Source organism: Marinobacter sp. (genome assembly GCF_048259445.1).
Lineage (GTDB): Bacteria > Pseudomonadota > Gammaproteobacteria > Pseudomonadales > Oleiphilaceae > Marinobacter.
In genome coordinates this window covers 15,971-38,919 of sequence record NZ_JBLXHQ010000016.1, presented here as the reverse complement: position 1 = coordinate 38,919, position 22,949 = coordinate 15,971, and the positions used below count along the sequence as shown (strand labels likewise).

The 22,949-nt window shown below is 53.4% G+C and carries 22 protein-coding genes; 14 read left to right on the top strand and 8 right to left on the bottom strand.

Annotated features, from left to right (window positions below; translation table 11 throughout):
- The first annotated feature begins 319 nt into the window (after positions 1-319).
- The 4 genes from ACN0RL_RS12505 (at position 320) to ACN0RL_RS12490 (ending at position 4,310) form a co-directional block, all read left to right on the top strand.
- The gene (locus tag ACN0RL_RS12505) at positions 320-2,755 is read left to right on the top strand and encodes a choice-of-anchor F family protein (RefSeq protein WP_417517244.1); all 2,436 of its coding nucleotides are present in this window, start codon (positions 320-322) and stop codon (positions 2,753-2,755) included.
- 69 nt (positions 2,756-2,824) lie between these two features.
- On the top strand, positions 2,825-3,472 hold the full coding sequence (locus tag ACN0RL_RS12500; protein ID WP_417517242.1) for a class I SAM-dependent methyltransferase: 648 nt from the start codon (positions 2,825-2,827) through the stop codon (positions 3,470-3,472).
- 42 nt (positions 3,473-3,514) lie between these two features.
- Positions 3,515-3,859 carry a PBPRA1643 family SWIM/SEC-C metal-binding motif protein gene (locus ACN0RL_RS12495; protein WP_417517240.1) on the top strand — a complete coding sequence of 115 codons (345 nt, stop codon included), beginning with the start codon at positions 3,515-3,517 and terminating at the stop codon, positions 3,857-3,859.
- 19 nt (positions 3,860-3,878) lie between these two features.
- The gene (locus ACN0RL_RS12490) at positions 3,879-4,310 is read left to right on the top strand and encodes a DUF3010 family protein (RefSeq protein WP_417517238.1); all 432 of its coding nucleotides are present in this window, start codon (positions 3,879-3,881) and stop codon (positions 4,308-4,310) included.
- Between the two features lie 36 nt (positions 4,311-4,346).
- Here ACN0RL_RS12490 and ACN0RL_RS12485 read toward each other — a convergent pair whose 3' ends face one another.
- Entirely contained in the window at positions 4,347-4,790 is a 444-nt protein-coding gene (locus ACN0RL_RS12485; RefSeq protein ID WP_417517236.1) for a YtoQ family protein, read from the bottom strand.
- Positions 4,791-4,887: 97 nt separating this feature from the next.
- On the bottom strand, positions 4,888-5,397 hold the full coding sequence (locus ACN0RL_RS12480) for an acyl-CoA thioesterase (protein WP_417517234.1): 510 nt from the start codon (positions 5,395-5,397) through the stop codon (positions 4,888-4,890).
- Between the two features lie 135 nt (positions 5,398-5,532).
- Between ACN0RL_RS12480 and ACN0RL_RS12475 the strand changes: the two genes are divergently transcribed.
- The gene (locus tag ACN0RL_RS12475; RefSeq protein ID WP_417517232.1) at positions 5,533-6,495 is read left to right on the top strand and encodes a DnaJ C-terminal domain-containing protein; all 963 of its coding nucleotides are present in this window, start codon (positions 5,533-5,535) and stop codon (positions 6,493-6,495) included.
- A gap of 15 nt (positions 6,496-6,510) precedes the next feature.
- Positions 6,511-6,858 (top strand): chaperone modulator CbpM, encoded by a 348-nt coding sequence (locus ACN0RL_RS12470; protein WP_417517230.1) that lies wholly within the window; start codon positions 6,511-6,513, stop codon positions 6,856-6,858.
- Between the two features lie 23 nt (positions 6,859-6,881).
- Here ACN0RL_RS12470 and ACN0RL_RS12465 read toward each other — a convergent pair whose 3' ends face one another.
- Positions 6,882-7,052: a DUF6435 family protein gene (locus ACN0RL_RS12465; protein ID WP_417517228.1), complete on the bottom strand. Its 171-nt coding sequence runs from the start codon at positions 7,050-7,052 to the stop codon at positions 6,882-6,884.
- 199 nt (positions 7,053-7,251) lie between these two features.
- On the opposite strand from ACN0RL_RS12465, the gene ACN0RL_RS12460 reads away from it, so the two are divergent.
- The 5 genes from ACN0RL_RS12460 to ACN0RL_RS12440 all read left to right on the top strand — a co-directional run bounded on the left by ACN0RL_RS12460 (position 7,252) and on the right by ACN0RL_RS12440 (position 13,744).
- The gene (locus ACN0RL_RS12460; protein ID WP_417517226.1) at positions 7,252-8,688 is read left to right on the top strand and encodes a DUF5666 domain-containing protein; all 1,437 of its coding nucleotides are present in this window, start codon (positions 7,252-7,254) and stop codon (positions 8,686-8,688) included.
- 93 nt (positions 8,689-8,781) lie between these two features.
- Positions 8,782-9,663, top strand: a complete 882-nt coding sequence (locus tag ACN0RL_RS12455; protein ID WP_417517224.1) for a DUF6502 family protein — start codon at positions 8,782-8,784, stop codon at positions 9,661-9,663.
- Entirely contained in the window at positions 9,660-10,061 is a 402-nt protein-coding gene (locus ACN0RL_RS12450) for a DUF6502 family protein (RefSeq protein WP_417517222.1), read from the top strand. The genes ACN0RL_RS12455 and ACN0RL_RS12450 overlap by 4 nt, the downstream gene beginning before the upstream one ends.
- A gap of 67 nt (positions 10,062-10,128) precedes the next feature.
- Positions 10,129-11,607: a DUF5666 domain-containing protein gene (locus ACN0RL_RS12445; RefSeq protein WP_417517221.1), complete on the top strand. Its 1,479-nt coding sequence runs from the start codon at positions 10,129-10,131 to the stop codon at positions 11,605-11,607.
- Positions 11,608-11,803: 196 nt separating this feature from the next.
- The gene (locus ACN0RL_RS12440; RefSeq protein WP_417517219.1) at positions 11,804-13,744 is read left to right on the top strand and encodes a methyl-accepting chemotaxis protein; all 1,941 of its coding nucleotides are present in this window, start codon (positions 11,804-11,806) and stop codon (positions 13,742-13,744) included.
- 34 nt (positions 13,745-13,778) lie between these two features.
- Here ACN0RL_RS12440 and ACN0RL_RS12435 read toward each other — a convergent pair whose 3' ends face one another.
- Positions 13,779-14,744 carry an NAD(P)H-dependent flavin oxidoreductase gene (locus tag ACN0RL_RS12435; RefSeq protein ID WP_417517217.1) on the bottom strand — a complete coding sequence of 322 codons (966 nt, stop codon included), beginning with the start codon at positions 14,742-14,744 and terminating at the stop codon, positions 13,779-13,781.
- A gap of 128 nt (positions 14,745-14,872) precedes the next feature.
- Here ACN0RL_RS12435 and ACN0RL_RS12430 point away from each other — a divergent pair, with 128 nt between their 5' ends.
- From ACN0RL_RS12430 to ACN0RL_RS12420, 3 genes are all read left to right on the top strand, one after another.
- Positions 14,873-15,604 carry a thioredoxin domain-containing protein gene (locus ACN0RL_RS12430; protein WP_417517215.1) on the top strand — a complete coding sequence of 244 codons (732 nt, stop codon included), beginning with the start codon at positions 14,873-14,875 and terminating at the stop codon, positions 15,602-15,604.
- Positions 15,605-15,743: 139 nt separating this feature from the next.
- Positions 15,744-16,775, top strand: a complete 1,032-nt coding sequence (locus ACN0RL_RS12425) for a rhodanese-related sulfurtransferase (protein WP_417517213.1) — start codon at positions 15,744-15,746, stop codon at positions 16,773-16,775.
- Between the two features lie 25 nt (positions 16,776-16,800).
- Complete coding sequence (locus ACN0RL_RS12420) at positions 16,801-17,532, top strand: DUF481 domain-containing protein (protein WP_417517211.1); 732 nt, start codon at positions 16,801-16,803, stop codon at positions 17,530-17,532.
- Between the two features lie 9 nt (positions 17,533-17,541).
- Here ACN0RL_RS12420 and ACN0RL_RS12415 read toward each other — a convergent pair whose 3' ends face one another.
- The 4 genes from ACN0RL_RS12415 to ACN0RL_RS12400 are packed head-to-tail and all read right to left on the bottom strand — an operon-like array spanning position 17,542 to position 22,840.
- A complete protein-coding gene (locus ACN0RL_RS12415; protein WP_417517209.1) occupies positions 17,542-18,489 on the bottom strand; it encodes a YbgA family protein in 948 nt (315 codons plus the stop codon).
- Positions 18,486-20,723, bottom strand: coding sequence for a glycosyltransferase (locus ACN0RL_RS12410; protein WP_417517207.1), 2,238 nt, complete (start codon positions 20,721-20,723; stop codon positions 18,486-18,488). The genes ACN0RL_RS12415 and ACN0RL_RS12410 overlap by 4 nt, the downstream gene beginning before the upstream one ends.
- Positions 20,720-21,778 carry a lysylphosphatidylglycerol synthase transmembrane domain-containing protein gene (locus ACN0RL_RS12405; RefSeq protein ID WP_417517205.1) on the bottom strand — a complete coding sequence of 353 codons (1,059 nt, stop codon included), beginning with the start codon at positions 21,776-21,778 and terminating at the stop codon, positions 20,720-20,722. The genes ACN0RL_RS12410 and ACN0RL_RS12405 overlap by 4 nt, the downstream gene beginning before the upstream one ends.
- 39 nt (positions 21,779-21,817) lie before the next feature.
- The gene (locus ACN0RL_RS12400) at positions 21,818-22,840 is read right to left on the bottom strand and encodes a DUF6160 family protein (RefSeq protein WP_417517203.1); all 1,023 of its coding nucleotides are present in this window, start codon (positions 22,838-22,840) and stop codon (positions 21,818-21,820) included.
- Between the last annotated feature and the right edge of the window lie 109 nt (positions 22,841-22,949).

Genomic DNA, 22,949 nt, shown 5'->3' with positions numbered 1-22,949 from the left:
CGGCATAATCCTTGATCTATCCACAGGTGCGTCAATATGTCGCGCTTAGTGATTGCTTTTGCAGAAGTAATTCATCACCAATCATTACATACTGGTAATGAGGCGTTGTGGTGATTGTTCGATGCTTCGAATACCCCCTACTGGGCGCTCCAGCAAAGTTCACAGAGGGTATGGTTTGGCCTGATCGGACAAATTTCAATCGATAAAATTGATCTAAGCTAAGTCGTAGATTGCCTAAGTTAAGTGTATTGTCAGTTAGTGAGAAGCACCCTTTTACTGAGGGTATTAGGTTAATTACAAGAATTGAAGGATGTTTTATATGCTTTGGAAAACAGGTTCTCACGGGGCTTTGTTGCCCGCCGGGGCTTTAAACACCCCGTTTCGGAAAAAGCCACAGGTATTTTTCGCCGGTTTCATTTTTGCAAGCGCACTCTCTGGAGTTGCAGTAGCTCAAGAGCCAGATCCAATCCCCAACACCTTTTCGGATGTTTCGGTTCCGCAGCTAACCCGCTGGAACACCGAGGCCAATACATTGACGGTTCAGCCGGGTGTTGACGGCTACTCCGGTGCATCTGCACGAACTCAGTTCTACCCGAGCGCCGCTGCACGTGATGCCGCTGAGGCTGCTATTGGAGGACCTGGTGACGTTGAGGGTGCATTGTGGGCAGAAAGTCCTGCCGCCGTTTATTGGGAACTGGACAACGGCAGTGGCCGTGCCCCAGGCATCCAGACAGTAACGGATGATTTTGATGTCCCCACCAACAACTGCATCATGGCCTCAGGAGAACTATTTAACGAGAAATTGGGCGCGGTTGTCCCCAAAACCTGTAGTGACGACGAAGGTAGTTCCAAACGCTACTTTCTGGAAATCCGAACAGCTGATGAACCGGTCGACATGGTATTTGATGTTGGCACGAAGGACCTCCGCTACAAGGGCGTGAAAAGCGACGATGGCGGCGAAGATCTGAACGCCTTCCGCGAAGAATTCGGAATTGGCCGTATCTACCGTGTGATTCAGAAAGTAATCAACAATTCTGATGAGCGTTGGCTGGGTATTGAAGTAGAGCTGGGCCGTGGCGTCGGCGATGCTTTCGAACGATTCGACTTCGCTGAAGATGGCGTTGCGTTCGAGCTGCGCAATGAAGTACCGCGAGAGTTCCTTGAAGGCGACACTGGGGCACCTGATATCAAAGTATGGGATCCAGATCGTTTCTCGACCTTTTCGCCCAAGGCTTTTGATGACGGCCTTCGCCCACGGTTCGACGTAGGCTTCTTCTCCAACCAGGCAGCCGGCCTTTTCCCGCCACAGGATGTTGGCACTGATCCCGAAAAAACCACTCGAATCTTCAGTGGTGGTGATTTCAGCGAGAGAATCACAGCTTATGGTGCCGTGACACCGAACTTTTTCAGTATGGCCGAGTCTGAGGATGCTGCTTTTGGAACCTCTTTCAGTGAGCAAGGAGTATTCGGCTACATGCTGTCTGACTCATTGGCGCCGTTCACTATTGCACGATACGACGAAGGCATTCCCGACGGCGAATCCGATGCGCTTGAAGCCTGGTGGGATGGCACCAACTGGCGTTATGGGCAGGCCGGTGGCTTTGGAATTGTAGATGGCAGCCAACTTACAGCCTGGGCTGAGAAGCTTCTGGGTACCACTACTACAGAAACAGACAAAGTGCGCTATGCCTCTATTCTGGCAGATGATCTGGCTACCCAGAATATGGATGTCTATATCTATGTCGGGGACGGTATGTTCGATGAAACTGGTGCTCTCAAGCATGAGAACATCACCCTGCGGGTAACCGCCATATCGACTCGTGCGAGAGGACTTGAGGGGAGTCGTGGTAACGAAACTCCGGCCTGGCTTGATTCCGATGGTAACAACACAGCTCCGGATCTCATATCGTACCGGCTTCCAAGAACAGCACCGGAAGCTCTCGACGATTCAGCATCTACCATTGGGGTTATCCCGGTGGATATCGATTTGCTTGAGAACGACCTGCTCGACGGTGCGCTTCTGAGCGAGCGGATTGCAGCTGGAAGTGTCGATGCGCAGTTCGAAATTGTCGGTAATCCAGTGAATGGCACAGTCACAGGCTTCGACGCTGTGAAGGGTATAGCAACCTATACGGCAGATTCGCTTTTTACAGGCACGGACACGTTCACGTATAAGTTGACGGTTACCGATACAGACAGTACCGATGCCGATGATTACAACAATGACCCTGTTTCAAACGAAGCGACGGTCACCGTTCAGGTTGCTCCATCCCTTGAGGCCAGTGCGCCGACCCTTAAAAACGACTCTGCGGCAACGTTCGTAAACACTCCGGTTACTATTGATGTGCTGGCCAACGATCTTGGCCTGGGCACGTCACCGACAGTGACGGTTCCGAGCCCGGAAGCTGGTGGCCCGTTGAAGGGTAGCGCAGTCGTTGTGGACAATAAGGTGGTTTACACACCTGCAACAGACCTGGCGTTCAAAGATGGGGAGCCGGAAGTGGATCGGTTCATCTATACGGTTGACGTGAACGGACTGAAAGCCAGTGCTTTGATTATTGTGCGGATAGACCTTCCTGTAGTGGAAGAGCCGACTGATCCTGTCACTCCTACCGAAGATAAAAAAGGTGGCGGCACGCTCTTCGGTTGCAGCTACAGCCCGGGTGCTCCGTTCGATCCGACATTACCGCTTGTGGTACTGGCGGCACTCGGTGGACTGGTTATCCGTAACCGTCGTAAGCAAACCCTGCACTAAGCACCTTAGTGTCTGATCTTAAGCCCCGGCATTTGCCGGGGCTTTTTTATTGAAGCTTCGCGGAGAGGCATGCAGAATCACCCGAACCAGAACCAACATGCCGAGGCACCCATGAGTAAAGACTTTTTTGCCCACAAGGCACACACCTACGAACAGAGCCCCGATCGCGTCGATAATGTAAGCAACATCGCCAATACCATCCTTGATAAGGCAAAGCTGGATACTTCCATGCATTTGCTGGATTTTGGTTCCGGCACGGGGTTGCTGTTGGAGCGGATCGCGCCCCATGTAAAAAAGATCACGGCGGTGGATATTTCTCCCTCCATGAACCGGCAGCTTGCGGAGAAGCAGAGCAGCCTGGCCTGTGAGCTGGAGATCCTTCAGCTGGATCTGGAAAGTCAGACCATAGAGGGGCAATTCGACGGCATTATTTCCTCCATGACGATGCACCATGTGCGTGACGTTGGCGCCATGTTCTGCCGCTTTCATGAGATGGTGAAGCCGGGTGGCTTTATCGCCATAGCCGATCTGGACAAGGAGGACGGCTCCTTTCACACCGAAGATACCGGGGTCTTCCATTTTGGTTTCGACCGGGACGAAATTGCCTCTGTTGCCACCCAGGCGGGCTTTGAAAACGTGGAGGTGGTATCTGCCAGTATGATCGAGAGGGAAACCGGTGATTACCCGGTATTTTTGCTGATCGCCTCGAGGCCATAGGCGGTGTTATTGTAATCGCCCTTTTTCACCCGGAATTTCAGAATGTCTGATAAATTTTTCTTCAAAGGCCGGCAGGATGCGCGCCAGCACCACACTGCCTATGGCGGCTTCCAGACAAATGCCAGCCAGAAAAGCGGCAGCAAAAAATTCCCTTTGAAACTTGTGGTTACCAGTGAGGCCCGCAGGCAGGAAGTTGAAGCACTGGTGGCAGAGGCTCAGCTGCATGCAGATATCACGCTCGATACCCGCGAGGGCGCCGTTGAGACTGTTGCGGAACTTACCGCCATCCTGAACAAAGGCGGCACTATTACACAGCCAAAAGTGCCTTCCCGCAACGACCCCTGCAGTTGCGGTAGTGGTCTCAAGTTCAAGAAGTGCTGCGGTTAGTGTCTACTGAGGAGCTTACATGCTGATATGTGGTGTTGAATTGAGCGGCAGCGATGCAGTTGTATGTTTGCTGAACCTTGACTCAGGGCAGTTCAGCTTGCCAGAGAGCAAGGTTCGCAAGATCACCTTGAAGAAGAACCATACCCGTGAGGATTTGCAGGAGTTTCAGGCGTCTTTTGCAAAGTTTCTGACAGAACACGATGTAAAAAAAGTGGCTATTAAAGAGCGTATGCCCAAAGGCAAGTTTGCCGGTGGTGCGATCAGCTTCAAAATGGAAGCAGCTATTCAGCTGATGCCGGAGGTTGATGTTGAGGTGGAATTGCTTTCATCTGCAACCATTAAATCGACACTGTCTGCCAAGCCGATGCCCATCCCTTTTTCAGAGACAGGGTTGAAGGTGTTTCAGGAAGCAGCCTTTGTTGCGGCTTACGTGGGACATCTGGCGAAGTAGCCATCGTTATGGCTTCTCGCCAGATGTTTCGAGCGGTTACTGAGCCGACGTAACGTACTTCAGAATCTCAACCACCTGTTCGGGAGTTTGTGCCCACGCCATGGCGGAGGCATCTACTTCCTTCAAAGGGTGAATAATGTCGTCGTTGTGCAGCGTAACGTAGGGCGTGCCCATGGCAGCACAGAAGCCGGCATCAAAGGCTGCGTTCCACTGCTTGTACTTGTCTCCGAAACGGATCACTGCCAGGTCACACTGCTCCAGCAGCGTCTTGGTGCGAATACCGTTTACCTTTGATGACTGGTGATCACGCCAGAATGCCACTTCAGGCTTGCCCAGCATGTCGCCTGCTGCATCGCTGGCTTCGTGATTGGTCACGGGCGCAGTGAATTCTACCGGCAGCCCGGCAGCTTCGGCCCCAGCCTGAATCTGCTCACGCCAGTCAGTGTGGATCTCGCCAGAAAGGTAGACATTCCAGATCATGCAGTGCTCCTGAGATATTCATTGAATAAGGTGGATGGAGGAGATTTGAACTCGCCAGACCCTATCATAGCTGGCCCATTTACAGAATCTCGGCATGTTAAGTGCCTTCCTCATGCGCGACTTTCGCCAGTTCTTTCCGGGTCTTCAGACGCCCCTCTCTGCGAATCTCTGCGTTTGCAAAGCGCCGTTGCTGCTTTGCCGTTTCCGGAATCACGGCGGGAACATCGACTGGCCTGTCGTTCTTGTCCAGAGCTACAAAGGTGAAGAAAGCGGAGAGGATATGGCGGGTTTCACCGGTATAGCTGTTCTCTGCTTCAACGCGGGCGCCAATCTCCATGGATGAGCCCCAGCTGCGATTCAGCGATAAGTTGAATAGCAGGGTGTCGTTGCCTTTTGCGGGTGCCCGGAAATGAATGGAGTCTACTGCAGCAGTCACGCATACATGGGCCGAGTGGCGCTCTGCGACCACCAGTGCAAGGCGGTCGCATTTTGCCATGATCATGCCACCGAATACGGTGTCGTGGGCGTTCATGTCATTGGGAAAGACTTTGTAAACGTGTTTCTCAATGGCGGAGGCGGATACGGGTTTCGACGGCTTATCTGGCATAACTTCCTTTCCCGGCTTTGGTTTTAGACTAAGGTTACTATATTTACGAAAGCGTCGTGCAGAGCTTGCATTCCAGCCGTATGCGCCAATTATATATAGCCAGAGAACAATCTTTGACCAGATGCGAGGAGTTCAATGGACTTCAAAGACTATTACGCCGTGCTCGGTGTGAGCGAGTCTGCCTCCCCCGAGGAGATCAAAAAATCCTACCGGAAGCTGGCCCGGAAGTACCATCCGGATGTCAGTAAAGAGGATAACGCCGACGAGAAGTTCAAAGAACTGGGCGAAGCCTACGAAGTGCTGAAGGATCCGGAAAAGCGGGCTGAGTACGATCAGCTTCGTAAATACGGTGCGCAACCCGACGGCTCTTTCCAGCCGCCCCCGGGCTGGCAGAGCGAATCCGGGTTTGGTGGTGGAGGTTACACCGATGCGGATTCCCGTCAGTTCAGCGACTTTTTTGAGCAGATGTTTGGTGGTGGCCATGCAGGTGGCCGAAGCGCTGGCGGTGGTTACAGTCGGAACATGCGCATGCGGGGTGAAGATGTTATTGCCCGTTTGCCGCTGTTTCTTGAGGAAATATTTAACGGAACCGAGAAGCAGGTTTCCTTCACTGTGCATGAGGCCGATGACCATGGCCGCATAGTTGCGCGCCAGAAAACGCTGAAAGTGAAAATCCCTGCGGGCATGCGAGAAGGGCAACACTTGCGCCTGAAAGGCCAGGGCTCCCCCGGTATTGGCGGTGGTGATGCCGGTGACTTGCTGATTGAAGTCGAGTTGGCGCCCCATCCGCTGTTCAGCGTGGAGGGCCGGGATGTTGTCTTGACCGTTCCGGTAACGCCCTGGGAAGCTGCCCTGGGTGCAACAATTACGGTTCCGACGGTTGGTTCCCGGGTCAATGTGAAAGTTCCCAAGGGGACCTCCTCCGGGCGTAAGCTCCGGCTTAAAGGCAAGGGGCTGCCTGGTAAACATCCGGGTGATCAACTGGTTATCCTCCAGATAGCTATACCGGAGCAGCATTCTGCAGAGGCAGAAAAGCTTTATGAGCAGCTTGCCGAAGCCGAGAAAGCGTTCGATCCACGCAGCAAACTCCATCTGTGAAGGGGAGAGTAAAGGATGAACAGGAAAGACAGTATTTTAACGGTTGAAGTAATGGATGCCGATGGCAGCACTTTTACCCTTCACGAAGTGTGCGAGCGGGGTGAGTGCCACGCGGAGTTTGTAATCAAGCTGGTGAGCTACGGAATTATTGCACCTGTCGAGCCAGAAGCGGAGGCTCGACAGTGGCTTTTCGATGTTGCTGCTCTTGCCCGGCTGTTCAAAGCCCAACGCTTGCAACGGGATCTGAAAATGAATCTGCCCGGCCTGGCTATGACCCTGGAGCTTCTTGACGAAGTTCAGAACACCCGCAGGGAAGTTGAGCGCCTTAGTAGGCAATTACAGCAACTGACCGGGGAGTGGTAGCGTTATTTCGTAATCCCGATCTGTTACTTGTCGTCGAGAGCTTTTATCTCGGCATAGATCTTTTCCGCCTCCTCCATCAGGGTCCCGTGGCTTCGTAGATCCCCGTTGCGCTGCGCATGCAGCGCTTTTGCCAGTTTGTCTTCGTAGGCTTTCTGCAGCTTTTTCTTCGGATCACCCTTCAAAAATCCCAACATTTTTCGTTCCGTTTCAGGTTTGTGTCCGCAAATTTACGTTAGTTCTGTCTGAAAGTTCATAAATTAAATCGGCATAGCGCTGGACAACTGCAAATAATGGGAATAAATTCCCAATTATAGTTTGGGAAAATAATCCCACTTATAGGTCGCGGGCAATCAAAGCCTGATAGTCAAAGCAGTTAAAACAGCCTGGAGAATAATGATGAAACACAACCTTTTAGCTTCAGCGGTAAAGTTAGCCCTGACGGGCGCCCTCGCGGGCTCACTTGTTGCCTGTGGTGGTGGCTCAGACAGTTCGGATTCGGCCGGTGTTTCATCCGGCACCAGTGTTGGCCCTGTCTCTGGTTTTGGCAGTGTTTATGTGAATGGTACCCGGTTCGCCACAGATGGCACGGTTAAGAGCGATGACGGCATTGCACTCGAAACCCAGCTCGAGAAGGGCATGATCCTGAAGGTTCAGGGCGAATGGGGTAGCCAGGGAGAGGGTGAGGCACGAGCAGTCACCTACGACGACACCTTGCGTGGCCCGGTGACATCCATGACCTGGGATGCGACGGCCCGAACGGGTGAGATTATGATGCTCGGCCAGACCGTTGTTGTGGATGGCCAGACGGTTTTCCGCGGCGCTACACCAGAGCTGATTGCGAGCAATGCAACCGGTTATCAGGTTCGCGTAAGCGGCTGGCGCACAGCAGAAGGAAAGTTCCGGGCAAGCTTTGTGGGTGCAAAGGCGGCTGGTGTGGATTTTGATGGCGTCAACGATGTGGAAATAGAAGGCATTGTAAAAAATCTGGATAAAGATGCCCAAACCTTCACCATCAGTGGGTTTGTGATCAATTACGTGAGTGCCATCCCCGAAGACGGATTCTCTCTGGATGATCTGGCCAATGAAATGGTTGTGGAAGTTGAGGGTTCGCTTGCGGCAAACAACACGTTGTTGGCAACTGAAATTGATAACGAGAGCGATTGGTTTGACGGCGATGATGGTGACGTCGAAATTTCCGGCGACCTGTATGACTATGATGAAACCAACCGCCAGTTTTCCATCAACGGCGTAATCGTGAAAATGACGTCAAACACCGAGTTTGATGATATCCGCGAATCTGACCTGACAGACGGCTTGCATGTTCAGGTTGAAGGCGAGTTCCGCGACGGCGTGCTGTATGCAGAAGAAGTTGAAGGTCAGGAAGCAGATGTCGAGCTTGAGGGCGTTGTTGAATCGGTAGACCTGGTCAATGAAACGCTTTTGGTTAGCGGTGTGAAGGTTCAGCTTACCACCAGCACATTGGTAGACGAGGGCGACGACAACGAACGCCGCACCCGTGTTCTGGACATTGAAAGCTTTAAAACCGGAGACGTGCTGGAAGTGGAAGGCTATCAGCGCTTCAGCGATGGCGGCTATCTGGAAGCTGCCAGCGTAAAGAGCGAAAGCCGTGACAATGACGAGGGAGATTGCGCCGAGCTGGAGGCTATCATCACTGTGACCGATGCGGGATCCATCAGCGTTATGAACCTCGAAATTCTACCGGATGGTATCCGTCTCGTGGGGCTTGATCTGACCAGGGAAGTGGAGCTGGAGTACTGCCCCACCGTTGGAGGTGAGTACAAGTTGACGTCAGTAAATACAGACGAATAAGCGTTAGCCCGGAAGCGCGGACAGGCTTGTCTTGCCCGTGTTTCTGGCTTTTGATGTTGCAATGGGAATACAATCCCAAACATGAATAATCCTATGACCAACCCGCTGCATCAGGCCCTGTTCCGCATTCTGCGACCTCTTGCGAGGTTGCTTTTGCGTAACGGTATTCCTTTTGGGGAGTTTTCCGAGTTGGTCAAGAGAGCCTATGTGGAGGCGGCACTGGAAGATTTTTCCAATGGCCGACGCAAGCCTACAGACTCCGGCGCAGCTGTTATGACCGGGCTGACTCGCAAAGAAGTCAAACGTCAGCGAGAGATTCTTGCGGGACAACAGACAGGTAAATCCGAAGTTTTAAATACCAATCGCGCCTCCCGCGTCGTCTCTGGCTGGGTGCATGATTCCACTTTTCAGGATTCCGACGGGCAGCCCAAAACGCTGGTGTTTGATGGGCCATCGGGTTTTTGTGGGTTGGTAAAACAATACAGCGGTGATATGCCGCCGCGTTCTGTACTGGATGAGTTGTTGAGAGTGGGTGTGGTGTCAGTAGACGGTGACACCGGCAAGCTCACCCTGAAACAGAGAGCCTATGTACCAGCCGGCGATAGCAAAGAAATGCTCCATATCTTCGGCGAAGACGTATCAGATCTTATAGCGACAATTGATCATAATCTGGTCAGTTCGGAGGGCGGACAACAGCCACTGTTCCAGCGTACGCTGACCTATAGCAATATCCCTCCCGATGTCATGGAGGCCTGGCGCACCCTGGCTGCGGAGCAATCCCAAATCATGCTTGAGCATCTTGATTCCTGGCTGGGGCCAAAAGATCGCGATGTGTCGGGCAAGCCAACTGATAGCGAACGGCGAGAATCGTTCAGGACGGGTGTGAGTGTTTTTTATTTTGAGGAAGCATTTTCTGAAGAGGCACCTCTTGAGAGCCCGCTGCACCCCGGTGCAAGTAAAGAGAAAGCATCATGAATGCCAGTAAACAGTCCGAGTTCATTTGTCGCTGGGAACCTACTGAATTGGCAAGCACCATATTGTCTGCTCCCAGCCGTCAAGTGGTAAGCCACTGGATCAGTTCGTTGAGCTTTCTCGATGAAAATCAACATCCGATTCTGCTTGCCCTGAATAATCAGAGCGAACCATCCGTCAGCCAACTCGTGCGAGCAGTCAACCCGGACTTTGCGCCCTCAGTAATTCTTAATGAGTTGTTGCGCAAAGGCGTTGTCGAGCAGCTGGACAGCGGCCATGTGCTGCTCAGGCGAAGCACTTACGTGCACGATGTCCCCGGGTTCGAAAAGTCGCCCGAGGTCAGGCGACAAAAGCACAGCCACGGCAGAAGTGCAGGCCGGCGACATAACGATGAAACCTGATACGAATATCCCCGGCCGCCCCGGAGCTGCGCGGCCATCCGGAACGGAGACAGCAATGGAAACTGCAATGAATATGATATTCCGCAAGCGCTTGCTTGCAGCACTCGCGGTCACCTTGTTGCTGGGCGTTCTCTCGGCCTGCGGCGGCGAGACGACGGTGGCGGATGGTGGAATCCGCGGCACCGGGTCCAGTGTCGGCCCGGTTTCAGGGTTTGGCAGTGTGTTCGTGAATGGCGTTGAATTCTTTACCGATGGTATTCGCGGCAGAGAAGTCGAAAGTAATGATGGTATTGAAACCGAAGAGGATCTCGACGAAGGCATGATTCTCAGAATCGAGGGCCAGTGGCGCCTTGACGGAACCGGAGCCGCTGATTCCATGGAGTACGACGATACCCTGCGTGGAACAACCTCCAATATGGTTCGGGGTGCAAGTGGCGAGCCTATTGCTTTCCGGATTCATGGCCAGTCGGTTTTTGCTGATCGCCAAACGGTCTTTAAAGGTAAAACCCTTGCGACTCTGGCAGATGGGGACTTTGTGAGAGTCAGTGCCTGGCGGCAGGCGGATGGCAGTTACCGTGCGAGTTACATTGGCTTCAACCCCTCGTTTTACGGCGATGACCGAATAGAGCTGGAAGGCCCCGTGGATTCAGGTTCAGTTGAGGCTGGCCGGTTCAGAATGAACGGTGTTGTTATCAGGTTTGATGATCGCAGCTTCGCAGCGGGATTATCCGCTGACGATCTGAAACCCGGTGAGTATTTCGAGGTTGAAGGTAAAAAGGAGTTGGCGGGAGACGCGATTATCGCGACGCGGATTCAGCTCGACGATTTCCGGCGTTACCGGCCGGCAGGCGATGACATTGAGTTATCCGGGCCGGTGTCTTCAAACTACAGTGCTACCGATAAAACGTTCGGGCTGAACGGATTGATCGTCCAGATAACAGACTCTACAGAACTGGACGATATTACTCTTGAGGACCTGCAGGAGGGCCTGCTCGTTCAGGTTGAAGGTGAGTCGGTTTCCGGTAACCTGATACGGGCGACTGAAATTGAAGTCCGGGACGGTGACGCTGAAGTTGCTGGTGCTGTTGGTTCCGTAGAGCAAAGCACCAGCAGTCTCGTGATTGGTGAGGTCAACGTGCGAATTACTCCCAGAACCATTATTACGGACGATGATACTGATGCCAGGCTAACAATTAATGACCTGGTACCTGGCGCGAACAACATCTTTGTTGAGGTGGCAGGCCTGGTAAAGGAAGGTCCTGATCGCAAAATTTACCTTGAAGCAGTACAAATTGAACGTGACTCTTCCGGAGATGCTGATAAATATGAGATTGAAGGCGTTTTGGCGCCGGGTGACCTGACCTCCACGTCGATCAGAATGCTTGGTGTGACCATCGCCGCGAGAGATGCAGTTTTTGATGACATTACTCGTGCTGATTTGCTGGGCTTGCTGGAAAATGGGGAGCAAGTCGTTATTGAAGTAACGTATAAAAAAGAGGGCACTGCTCCCAGCGGTTACGAAGCCCTGAGCATCGAACTCGACTAAACAGAGGGCGCCCCGGCCTTGCACCAGCCCCGGTAATACAGCCGGGGCAACCTTTTTTCAGGTTTATAAACATCCGCAACAAAATCCTACATAAAGAAGTCCCTCTTTCCCGGTTGTTTTGCTACAACTGGGGCTGATGTAATTCAACGGCTAAAAAAGTGCTTCGGATGCCGGAATAACATGTTGAGGGCGTTTTATGGCTTTTCGGTTTTTCAAAAACCTGGTTTCTAGCAGGCTGTTCAGGCCAGTTTTTATTGTTCTGATTATTGCCGGCCTGGCTCAGATTTTTATCAGCCAATGGTTGATCTCGGATCAGGTTGAGCGTCAGGTCAATGCCGCTGGTTCTGCACTTGAGGCGAGCAGTGATCAGCTCAGTGAATCTTTCGAAAATACCCGTGATGATGTTCGCCTGCGCTTGCAGGCGATGCGTGAGGAGAGCGTAGGCGAATTAGCCAGCGAGCTTACGCGTCAGCAAAGTGACCAGCAGGAACGCGTGGCGAAGAACGTGCGAACTGCCGTAATGGCAGAAGCACAGGGCCTGGCGGATGTGTTGGCCGCCGTTGCTGCGCCGCTGATCTGGGACAGGGATATTCCGCGGCTGACCGAGCTTGTGGAGCTGGCTGATGCCAGAGAATCGGTGCTCTTCGCAGTGTATTTTGATCAATACGGTGAGCGCATGACGCGGTATGTTGACCGTACGGATGAACGAGTGCTCCGGCTGATGGAGCAGGGTGAGGGCCGGGGAGCTGCGGGCCGTGTGCTGGACGCGGCAAACCTCGATCCTGACATTGTTATTATCACCGCAGACATCAAGCCCAAGGGCTCGGCTATCGGGCAGTTGAAGCTCGGTTTGTCACTGGAGGGTATCAATCGCGACCTGGCGCAACTGGAAAAAGAATTCAGCGCCACCCTTGCCGGTAGTATTGATACGTCGCGTCAGACGCTTGAGGCTGAAACCGAACAGGTCAATCAGCGGCTTCAGCAGCAGCTGGCAAACATGGAGACCGACACACAATCGCGTATCGGCGAGACGCTTGATGCACTGCGCCAGGAGGCATCGGGATTGTCGACGGGCCTTACATTCGTTGCCGTGACTTCAATGGCTATTCTGCTGGTTCTGATAGCCGCTGTTCTTGGAGGCGGGGTGTTGCCACGGGTTATGCGATTGAACTCTGCTATTCGCGATATTGCGGATGGTGAAGCCGACCTGACGCGCCGTGTAAATCTGAAAGGTAACGATGAGCTGACGGAGATGGCGCGGGGTGTAAACCAGTTTATCGCCCGCATTCAGACACTGGTATCTGACGTTAAAAGTTCTGCAGAGTCTGCCGTTGGGCAGGCGCAAATTCAAGGAGACGTAAGCCGTGAGGCGGTTGTGGCGGTGAATTCCCAGCAGCGGGAAGTGGCAGACGTGTCTGAAACCATGGCGGCTATGTCACATAGCATTGCGGGTGTTGCCCTGAACATTCAGGACGTTGCCGGGGCTGTGCGTACTGTCAGTGCTGAAAGTGAGGCGACGGCAGGCATTTCCCGCGACGTGCTCAAGCGTCTTGATGATGTTGTAACGAACGTACAAGAAGCGGTGGAAGCGGTTACTGCTCTCGACAAACAAAGTACACAAATCACGAAGGTACTTTCGGTTATCGGGGCCATTGCAGAACAGACCAATCTCCTGGCGCTAAATGCAGCGATTGAAGCGGCAAGGGCCGGTGAATCAGGTCGTGGCTTCGCAGTTGTCGCCGATGAAGTGAGAACTCTGGCCAGTCGGACCCAGGAGTCCACCATAGAGATTGAAACTATCATCAAGCGTTTGCAGCAAGGCAGCAAGGAGGCTGTATCGGTGATCGGCGAGGTATCGGATCAGGTTACAGAATCTTCCGCAGAGTTCCGCCGCGCTGACGAGCACTTTGATCAGATCAATCAGCTTCTCGGCAGTTTGCAAGAGCAGGCTCTGAGTATTTCGTCTGTTGCGGAACAGGAGGGTCGTAATGCCGAGAGGGTCAGTGTCAGCGTTGAGGGTATTGCGCACTCATCGGAAACTACAGTGGAAGCAATTCAGCGTTCGGATAACGCCAGTCAGGAAATCAGTGAGCTACTTGCAGCGCTGCAGGCAAAGGCATCCCAGTTCCGTATGTAACGGGACCGGGTGCCAAGGGTTGGGGTAGGCCGGCTTAGTTACAAAGCCGGTCGCGAGCTACCAGATACTCCTGCTTCAGCTTTGAAACCAGCGCTTCGACGCTGACGACATCATTAATCTGGCTTACACCCTGGCCGGCAGACCAAACTGTTTTCCAGGCTTTAGCTTCGTCATCAACCGGCTTGAGCTTGTCGCCGTAGTTGATCTCGCCGGCCTGGTTCAGTTTGTCCATCGGGAAGCCCGCAGCCTCGAGGCTCTGTCGCATAAAGCTGGCTGGCACACCGGAAACTGCCGGCGTGTGGATGATATCGCTGGATACCGATTCAATAATCATGTTGCGGTAGGCGTCTTCTGCCCGGGACTCTGTGGTGTTGATGAAGCGTGTGCCCATGTAAGCCAGATCTGCCCCCAGAGCCTGTGCAGCGAGAACATCTTCGCCATGGGAGAGCCCGCCGGCCAGCAAAATGATGCCATCAAATACTTCGCGGATCTCATGAACCAGTACAAAGGGGTTTGTGGTGCCTGCATGTCCACCGGCACCGGCTGAAACCGCAATAATTCCGTCTACGCCGGCTTCGGCCGCTTTGCGCGCGTGCTTCTGGTTGGTTACATCGTGAAAGACCATGCCACCATAGCTGTGCACCGCCTCGACTACCTGGCTTGCAGCGCCCAGCGATGTAATGATGATGGGAACCTGATGCTTGACGCACAGTTCCAGATCGGCCTGCCAGCGCGGGTTGGAACGGTGCACGATCAGGTTGACGGCATAGGGTGCTATGTTGGCTTCAGTATCTGTTTCTTCCAGCTTGGCAAGATCCTCCGTCATCTGAACCAGCCATTCCTCAAAACCTTCGCTTGTGCGTTGGTTCAGAGCCGGAAAGCTACCCACTATGCCCTCGCGGCAGCACGCAAGTGCCAGCTCGGGCCCGGAGATCAGAAACATGGGCGCTGCAACGAGGGGCAGGCTGAGTGAATCTTTGCTAAAAACGGGAAGCGGCATGAGATCTCCTTAATTTGTATTGGAACTTATGTAGGATATAGAGGATCTTAGCCTGCCTGAGCGAATGTGGAAATGTTCGCCTGCTAACAAATGCCGGGTAACCTCGTTAAAACAAAAGGGAGTCTAGAATGGGTGAAGCAAAACGTCGCAAGCAAACCGGAGCGCCGCCGCCCCGGAAAACCAGCTCACGAAAACCCCTGGTTATCGGAGTGAGTGTGCTGGTTCTGGCCGCTATTGTTATTGGCGCGTTCTTTCTGACGGCAGCTCCTAAGCCAACGTCGGATGACCTGCCGGTTGCTGCGCCAAACGCAGACGCCTTTCCTGCAGAGTTGGACCAGTACGGTGTTTCAGTGGGTGCTGATGACGCCCCTGTTGTTGTGCGGGAATTTGCAGATTACCAGTGTCCTGCCTGTGGTCTGTTTGCGGAAGCGAGCAAGCGCCTGAAGCAGGAATATGTGGAGTCTGGGCAAGTTCGTTTTGTATATTTCGACCTGCCCTTACAGCAGCATCAGAACGCTTTCCCCGCAGCTCAGGCTGCCCGTTGTGCCGGCGATCAGGATGCCTATTGGGAAATGCATGAACGCCTCTACGATTCGCAGTCTGAGTGGAGTGGGTCGAACGACCCTGTTGCTACGTTTACGCGCTACGGTAACGATTTAGGTCTGGAAGAGCGCCGCTTTCGCCGTTGTATGACAACAGAGCTGCATCGCGAGGCCATCGAAGAAAGCCGCCGCGTTGCTGTGCAGCTGCGAGTAACCAGCACGCCAACGGTACTGGTGGATAATATCCGCCTTACCCGCCCGGGCTGGGGCCAGCTTTCAGCCCTTGTGGAGAGAGAGCTATCCACGGCGGAAAAATAAGCATTCCATTCTGGCCTCGGTCAGCCCGGATTTGAACATAAGCCAGAGTGGGTTAGAATCCCCGCCCTCTCTTGGCTTACGCCTTCCAGATAAATAAACCCATGCTCCGGATTTACGGTCCGGCCTGCAGGAGATTCCCATGAGCAACAACGTTGTTGTCTGCGCACTTTATAAGTTCGCCGTTCTGAATGATTACAAAGCCCTTCGTCAGCCCCTGCTGTCTGTCATGCTGGATAATGGTGTGCATGGCACTCTGTTACTGGCCCGGGAAGGTATCAATGGCACAATTGCCGGAAGCCGGAGCGGCATTGATGCGGTGCAGGCCTGGTTAGGCAACGATGAGCGTTTTGACGGTATTGATTACAAAGAGTCCTTTGTAGATATTCAGCCTTTCAAGCGTACCAAGGTGAAGCTCAAGAAAGAGATTGTCACCATGGGCGTCAATGGCATTGATCCGAAGCGCATCGTAGGCACCTACGTGGAGCCGGCTGAGTGGAATGCTTTGATTTCGGATCCGGAGGTTCTGCTTGTCGATACCCGTAATCAGTACGAAGTTGAAATTGGCACCTTCACGCACGCAGTCAACCCTGCCACGGATACTTTTCGGGAATTTCCAGAGTATGTGAAGCAGAACCTCGACCCGGCGAAGCATAAAAAAGTTGCCATGTTCTGTACCGGTGGTATTCGCTGTGAAAAGTCCACGGCGTATCTGAAAGAGCAGGGGTTTGAAGAGGTTTACCACCTCAAGGGCGGCATTCTGAAATATCTGGAAGAGGTGCCGGAGGAGCAAAGCCTGTGGAAAGGTGAATGTTTTGTATTTGACGACCGGGTTACCGTCAATCATCGTCTGGAGCGGGGCGATTACGATCAGTGCCATGCCTGCCGCCGCCCGATTACCGAGGCCGAGAAGCAGCGCCCGGAGTATCAGCAAGGCGTGAGTTGCCACCGATGCCTCGACACGCTGAGCGAAGAGCAAAAGACGCGGTTTGCAGAGCGGGAACGCCAGATCCGGTTGGCCGAAGCCCGCGGTGAAGTGCATGTTGGCGGTGAGGCTGCTCGTTTTATTGCTGAGCGCAAGGCGCGCAAAAAGTCAGAGCGTGAGCGCCATGCAGAGAAAAGCCTGAAAGGTGAGGGGCACAGCCCTTCGGCCAAGTCACCAGAGCGAATTTGAGTTAACCCGCTATCAAGGAGCATTCATGGGTTTTAAGAAAACAGTTGCCGTTATTGTTATTTCAGCCGCACCCATGGCCTACGGCCAGGATGCCAAAGACTGGGAAGGCGAGGCAGAACTTGGTGTGCTTATCACGTCTGGTAATACCGAAGAAACCAACGTCAATGGACGCCTGGGGGTGGTTCATGAGGTAGTGGACTGGCGTAACATTGCGCAGTTCAGTTCCAACTACTCTGAAGCCGAGGATGAAACCACGGCGGAGAAATACAGAGGCTCGCTGGAAACCAACTACAAGTTTGATGAAAGCCAGTACTGGTTTCTGCGGGGCGCCTACGAGAATGATCGTTTCTCCGGATACGACTTCGAATCCAGCGCGACCACCGGTTATGGAAACCGGGTCTGGCAGCGGGGAGAAGACTCATTTCTTGACCTCTCGGCTGGTGTTGGTTATCGCTACAACAAGCTGGAGGTCGTGAACTCAGACGGTGAAGATGTCGAGAAGGAAGCAATCGCCCGGCTTGCAGTTCTCTTCGACTACGAGCTTTCTGACAATGCATTGTTCCATCAGAAGCTGAGCACGGAAATTGGCCTGGATGAAAACAATGTGATCAGCGAATCCGAGACTGCGATAAAAGCCAACATAGTTGGCAATCTCTCAATGAAAGCGGCTTACCGCGTGAAGCATTTATCCGACGCGCCTGCCGGCAAAGACTCTACGGATACTGAGACGGCAATCACACTGCTTTACGGCTTCTGATACCGGGTCCTAGACCTTGTTTCTGAGCCCCAGCTCGTCAGGGTAGGGGCTCAGGTACTCTTGCAGGTTGAGGTAACTCACCGGTTCCCTGCGTTGAGCCATTCTCAGCAACGTCATAGGTACAACCAGCGGCACCTCTCCGCGGCCGTATGCTCCAATCTGTTCAATCAGAACCTTGCGGTCTTCACCGCCCATGGCATCTCGCAGATAACCCATCAGGTGCTGCATTACATTCATGTGTGAGCCACGGCTTACTTTCTTCGTCATCGCCTCCATGAATGCGTGAATATAGCGGTCTGCGATCGCTTCGAGTGCATCCGCTTTCAGATCTCCCAGCATAGGCCCAAGCTGTCGGTAGATCTTTTCAGAGTGTGCCAGCAGCTGAAATTTGTGGCGGGTGTGATATTCGATCAGGGCTTTCGCTGTCAGGTGCTCGCCTGCGACGTTCTGGATCCAGTCGTCATAAGCGAACACTCGCTCTATGAAGTTCTCCCGCAGCGTGTCGTCGTTCAGGCGGCCTTCTTCTTCAACCGGCATCAGCGGGTAAGCGAGCATCAGCGCCTCGGCAAACATTCCCTGTCCATCGCGCCGCACGACCTGGCCTTCAGGATTGTGCACCTTGATGCGTTCCATGCCGCAGCTGGGCGACTTTGCCATCAGAATGTAACCACGCAGGTCGGACAGATCCGGCAGTATGCGCTTTGTAAATTCCTCCATGACGCAGGTGTGATCTGCAGTGCCCTTTGCTTCAACAAGACGGATGCCATCCGGGTATTCCCGCAAATGAATGGCGGGGCGAGGCACGCCCAGGCCGGCTTCCAGTTCCGGGCAAACGGGTCGGAAATCGAAATGCCGCGATAATATCCCGGTGCAGTAACGGGAATGTTTATGGCCGCCATCATGGCGAACTTCTTTGCCCAGAAGACACGTACTGATTCCCACGGGAATACCGCTCACGTTTCTCTCCGTTTTTTCAGCTTTTTATCGTTCAGTGCCAGCGTGGTAGCGTAAATCTCGCGAACATCACTGGCAAACTGTTCAACTGAAAAGTCTTTGGCGAAGGCCAGAGCCTGCCTGGAAAGGGTATGCCTGAGGTCATCGTCTTCCAGTAAACACTTTACCTGCGTGCACCACTGATCCTGTCTTTCCGGAGTTTTGAAACCGTTGAACCCATGGCGGACAACGTCGTCAATGCCGCTGGAGCGCACAGCAACCACAGGCAGCCCCGCAGCCATGGCTTCCAGAATAACCATGCCCTGGGTTTCGGATTTGGAAGCGAACAGGAAAGCGTCGCCCAGGCGATACCAGACAGCCATGTCATCTGGCGGTATAGCGCCAACCAGAGTCATGCAGGTTTCCAGTCCCAGCTCCTGAATCTTGGTTTGAAGCCGATTTTTCTGGTGGCCCTCGCCGATCATCAGGAAGTGAAAAGGTTTGTTTGTTTCCTGGCGCAGTGCGCTGATCGCCTCGATCATGAAATCGATATTTTTTTCGTTCGACAGCCGCGAGACACTGATGAAAACAGTTTTGCCTTCAAGGTCCAGCTTCTTGCGGAGCCTGTCGATCTCCTCATCGGCTACAGCCTGAAAGCGTTCGTATTCAATACCCGTGGGCTGCACAAAAGTGGGCGTTTTCACGCCGATCATCCTCAGGTATTCCTCGGTTGAATAGGTCGGCACGATTATGCCATCGCATTTATTGGCGAAGCGTTTTATCAGTGCATGGGAGATAAAGTTACGGAAAATCAGGCCTGGCAGGGGCACAAAGTGCGCGTAATGCTCCAGCCTGGTGTGGTAAGTGTAAATCGCGGGCACCTTGAGCCTGCGCGCCATGAACAAACCGAGCGAGCCCAGCCAGAACGGGTGGTGCAGGTGGATGATATCCGGATGAAAAGCCCTTACCCGCTTTCGGATACGACCAAGAAAGATGTTTGCAAGCCGGAATTCACGCTTCTCGCCCATTGCGAGCAGTGAGGGAACCCGGAGTACATGCTCTTCAACCTCCGGCTGATCCTTGTAACGGGGAGCCACAACCAGCAGCCTGTCGCCAAGATTTTCCAGACCCTGCCTCAGTCGGGCAATGGAGATAGGGACACCACCGATAAACGGTAGATAGTTATTGGTGAACATGGCCACTCGCAACGGCTTCTCCAGCCATGGGGTAGGATCCAGATCGTAGTCCGGGTAATAGTCCTTGCCGACGAAAATAACGGCGTAGAGCTTGATGGTGATTGCCGCAAAGATGGCCACGATCAGAATGAAGTTGATATAACCGGTATAAAACAGTGAATAGACGAAGAACCACAGGCCTTCAAGACGTTTCAGGATCGCGTTCTGGCCAACTTCAAGCCGTTGAAGCGCGTGGCTGACCTCGCCTTCCGGGCTGATGTTTACCCGCACGTAGTGATAAAAACTGGTGTCGTTGTTCAGTATGAGCCCGCCGGCACCGCCGGTGGTGATAAACAGCGTGTTGCCCAGCCGCTTCTCCGAGTAGAGCGAAAGGTTGGCAGAAAACACCATGTCTATATTGTGTTTCGCGGCGGCATCCAGCAGTGCGCTCCGGAACTCGGGGGGGGTCAGATAATCTTCAGGCTGATCGAACAAAGCATCTTTATCTGGTTTCAGAGGCGGATGTCCGATAAACAGAATTTTTGCCTTTGAGGTGTCCTGGGTGAGCAGGTCATCCAGCCAGCGAATTTGCCACCGCCAGGGCGTTTTTCCGGTGCTGTCGAGGAAAATCAGCCGAGTGCTGCCAGCCTGAATGCTGTAGAAGTGCGGCCCGAAATGGTCGTAAAAACGAAAGCTGCCAAAATCATCGTATTCATGGGCGCCAAATGTAAGCAGATACGGAATGTCCAGATGGCCGAGAGTCCCGTAAAGCGCCCGGTATTTGTCTTCGCCACCGCCGCTCACGGCATTGCCGGCGGAGACCAGTAAATCCATTCCCGAAGCGTTTAGCTCCGGAATGATGCGATCTTCAAAGATCCCGACAGAGTTGTTGATGTTGCCAACCACCGCGAAGCTGAGGGGTTCGTTGGTCGACAGGTTGTCATGAATTCGCTCAACCTGTTCGCTATGCACCCCCGCGAAGTCTTCCATGAAAAAGTTGAGATAGGCTTTGTAGCCCACCAGCAATATCACGATCAGCAGGCTGAGGTAGAACAGCAGTTTTAGCGGGTTTCGGAAAATCATCCGGGGTTCCTGCGAGTTTTAATCAGCTCTCTTTGCAGTACGACCAAGCCGATGATCATACCGAGATAAATTGTGATCAGACGCCAGCTTACAATAACCAGAATCAGGTGGTTTCCTGAAAGGATATCGCTGAAGAAGCTTCCGAAGACACCCTCTGAAATACCGGAGGCGCCGGGTGTTGGTGAGAAATACATAATAAACGTGGTTACAACCAACAGCCCCAGCGACATAAGGTAATCAACATCGTAACCCAGACTGTAAATGAGCAGCGCCGGAAAACTGAACAGGCTGAGCAGGAATACAGCCGTGAACAGTACCGAAAGCACAACAAACAGCGGCCTGCCCCGCAAATAATCTCCGAAGCTGCGTGAGAAACGCAGCATTTCCCGCCGCGCCTTGAACTGCCAGCGCTGATGGCGAGTATCGCTTATGAGATGCCAGCGGTTAAGGGCCCGGAGCAGGCCGCTGAGAGGCCCTATGAGCCAGCGTGTGCGAAACAGAAGAACAATGAAAAAGCCCAGATACAGCAAAATGAATACGGCAAGCGCAAAGCCCAGGTCGCCTGTAATGGTCTCGCCGTCAAACGCATTCATTGTCAGCAGGAAAACCGGCGTAAGAGTAAAGATGAAAAGCACGGCCAGCACCGTTCTGATGGTGGTCGCAGCCGTGGCCCTACCCACCGGCACCCCATGGCGATTCAGGTACCAGATCTGAGCAAAGCCGCCGCCGGTGGCCATAGGCGTGACGTTGGAAAAGAACAGATTGATAAAGACCAGGCGAAATATTGTTGGAAAAGACAAGCGGTGCCCAAGTGCCCGCAGCGTGAAGTGCAAGCGCAGGCCATCAGAGACGAAATACACAAGAAGCAGGGCGCCAATGGCCGCAAGGGTTTGTGGTGCAATCAGCCTGGCGTCAAAACTTATGCTACGCCCTGCGAATTGATCGTACACCGCGTAAAGCCCTGCCGCTGTGAGCACAATAAAAAGCAGGCTGAACAGTACAAGGCGTCGCGCTGAGGTTCGCGGCTGGTAACTGGTGTCAGTGTTGTCAGTCATGGGCTGCCCGTCAGAATGAGACGGGCAGTTTACAGGACACTAGTGGCCATAAACCAACATGGTCGTATCTGTAATGACAAAGTCCGTGAACTGAACGCTGCCAATACTGACCTGGCCTACCTTGAACACAGGCATATCAATGTCTGCCCGGAACTCCACGTCATGAATCGACAGGCCATCCTTGCCGGACACAGATCCGGTGCCTCGAGAAAGCTTGGCAGTGGCGCTCGCCATGCCGAAATGGCCGAGGGTGTCATTACCCCGCCGGTTATGAATTTGCAGGCCTTCAATTCCCACGGCCGCAAAATTGAACAGCAGAATTACATCCGCGGCGTCCCAGTTCAGGCTGCCATCGGTAACCTCAAAATGGGTATCCAGCTGCAGCTCGGCTCCGGAAACAACGTTGCCATTACTCAACGTGCGGTTTGACCCGCCGGCGTTGCGAATAACCAGGTCTGTAGGCCCGACATAACCCTGCAGCAATACATCGGAAAACAGCGTGGCTGCGCCGTCGGAACCCGTGGCGGAAATGCTCCCCACCTCCAGCTCAAAATCCACTGCCTGCAGGTAGTCAACCAGGCTGGCCGGGTCGCCATAATCGGTAGCACCCAGATGAATAACCAGATCGCCGCTGTTGAACTGTTTGCCAAACTCACCGGCTATGGAATAGGTTGCTAAGGCATCTGCAACATCCGCATTGCTTGTGCCTAGAAGCCCCGCATTCGCCCGACGAGCAATTTCTGAAAACCCATGCTCAAGTACTTCACCTGTACCGGCAATATCCACGGTCAGTTTGAGGTTATCCAGAACTGTATTGTTGTGTCCGGACAGCCGCATGTTATTCACATTCAACGAGCCTTCATCCGTCCAGCTCAGGCGATCAATATTGATCCTGGTTTCAAGCTCAATCGTCACACCGGCCTGGCCGGTAACTCCCGAAAGAGTTCCGTCATCCAACGGCTGAAATTCCGCCATGGCGGCGGTAGGCAGTGAGAGTGTGAGCACCCAGAATGAAAGCGCTTGTGATCGTGTCGTGCGGCGACAAGTGAACAGCTGAATCATGACGGCCCCGGTTCCATGGTCTGTTTTGTTTTTGTTGGACGAGAGCTTTAAAGGAGCTCCCTGGCCGCAGGGGACAGCGTAACCAATGCAGCGGCATCAGAGTTTCGTT

What these genes read in the sequence shown, in the direction of transcription:
- ACN0RL_RS12465 (WP_417517228.1), bottom strand. Translation starts at nt 7,052, where the DNA reads ATGTTGGGATTTTTGAAGGGTGATCCGAAGAAAAAGCTGCAGAAAGCC.
- ACN0RL_RS12425 (WP_417517213.1), top strand. Translation starts at nt 15,744, where the DNA reads ATGAGCAACAACGTTGTTGTCTGCGCACTTTATAAGTTCGCCGTTCTG.
- ACN0RL_RS12500 (WP_417517242.1), top strand. Translation starts at nt 2,825, where the DNA reads ATGCAGAATCACCCGAACCAGAACCAACATGCCGAGGCACCCATGAGT.
- ACN0RL_RS12435 (WP_417517217.1), bottom strand. Translation starts at nt 14,744, where the DNA reads ATGCCGCTTCCCGTTTTTAGCAAAGATTCACTCAGCCTGCCCCTCGTT.
- ACN0RL_RS12505 (WP_417517244.1), top strand. Translation starts at nt 320, where the DNA reads ATGCTTTGGAAAACAGGTTCTCACGGGGCTTTGTTGCCCGCCGGGGCT.
- ACN0RL_RS12410 (WP_417517207.1), bottom strand. Translation starts at nt 20,723, where the DNA reads ATGATTTTCCGAAACCCGCTAAAACTGCTGTTCTACCTCAGCCTGCTG.
- ACN0RL_RS12460 (WP_417517226.1), top strand. Translation starts at nt 7,252, where the DNA reads ATGATGAAACACAACCTTTTAGCTTCAGCGGTAAAGTTAGCCCTGACG.
- ACN0RL_RS12400 (WP_417517203.1), bottom strand. Translation starts at nt 22,840, where the DNA reads ATGATTCAGCTGTTCACTTGTCGCCGCACGACACGATCACAAGCGCTT.
- ACN0RL_RS12440 (WP_417517219.1), top strand. Translation starts at nt 11,804, where the DNA reads ATGGCTTTTCGGTTTTTCAAAAACCTGGTTTCTAGCAGGCTGTTCAGG.
- ACN0RL_RS12455 (WP_417517224.1), top strand. Translation starts at nt 8,782, where the DNA reads ATGACCAACCCGCTGCATCAGGCCCTGTTCCGCATTCTGCGACCTCTT.
- ACN0RL_RS12445 (WP_417517221.1), top strand. Translation starts at nt 10,129, where the DNA reads ATGAATATGATATTCCGCAAGCGCTTGCTTGCAGCACTCGCGGTCACC.
- ACN0RL_RS12480 (WP_417517234.1), bottom strand. Translation starts at nt 5,397, where the DNA reads ATGCCAGATAAGCCGTCGAAACCCGTATCCGCCTCCGCCATTGAGAAA.
- ACN0RL_RS12405 (WP_417517205.1), bottom strand. Translation starts at nt 21,778, where the DNA reads ATGACTGACAACACTGACACCAGTTACCAGCCGCGAACCTCAGCGCGA.
- ACN0RL_RS12430 (WP_417517215.1), top strand. Translation starts at nt 14,873, where the DNA reads ATGGGTGAAGCAAAACGTCGCAAGCAAACCGGAGCGCCGCCGCCCCGG.
- ACN0RL_RS12490 (WP_417517238.1), top strand. Translation starts at nt 3,879, where the DNA reads ATGCTGATATGTGGTGTTGAATTGAGCGGCAGCGATGCAGTTGTATGT.
- ACN0RL_RS12450 (WP_417517222.1), top strand. Translation starts at nt 9,660, where the DNA reads ATGAATGCCAGTAAACAGTCCGAGTTCATTTGTCGCTGGGAACCTACT.
- ACN0RL_RS12470 (WP_417517230.1), top strand. Translation starts at nt 6,511, where the DNA reads ATGAACAGGAAAGACAGTATTTTAACGGTTGAAGTAATGGATGCCGAT.
- ACN0RL_RS12420 (WP_417517211.1), top strand. Translation starts at nt 16,801, where the DNA reads ATGGGTTTTAAGAAAACAGTTGCCGTTATTGTTATTTCAGCCGCACCC.
- ACN0RL_RS12495 (WP_417517240.1), top strand. Translation starts at nt 3,515, where the DNA reads ATGTCTGATAAATTTTTCTTCAAAGGCCGGCAGGATGCGCGCCAGCAC.
- ACN0RL_RS12485 (WP_417517236.1), bottom strand. Translation starts at nt 4,790, where the DNA reads ATGATCTGGAATGTCTACCTTTCTGGCGAGATCCACACTGACTGGCGT.
- ACN0RL_RS12475 (WP_417517232.1), top strand. Translation starts at nt 5,533, where the DNA reads ATGGACTTCAAAGACTATTACGCCGTGCTCGGTGTGAGCGAGTCTGCC.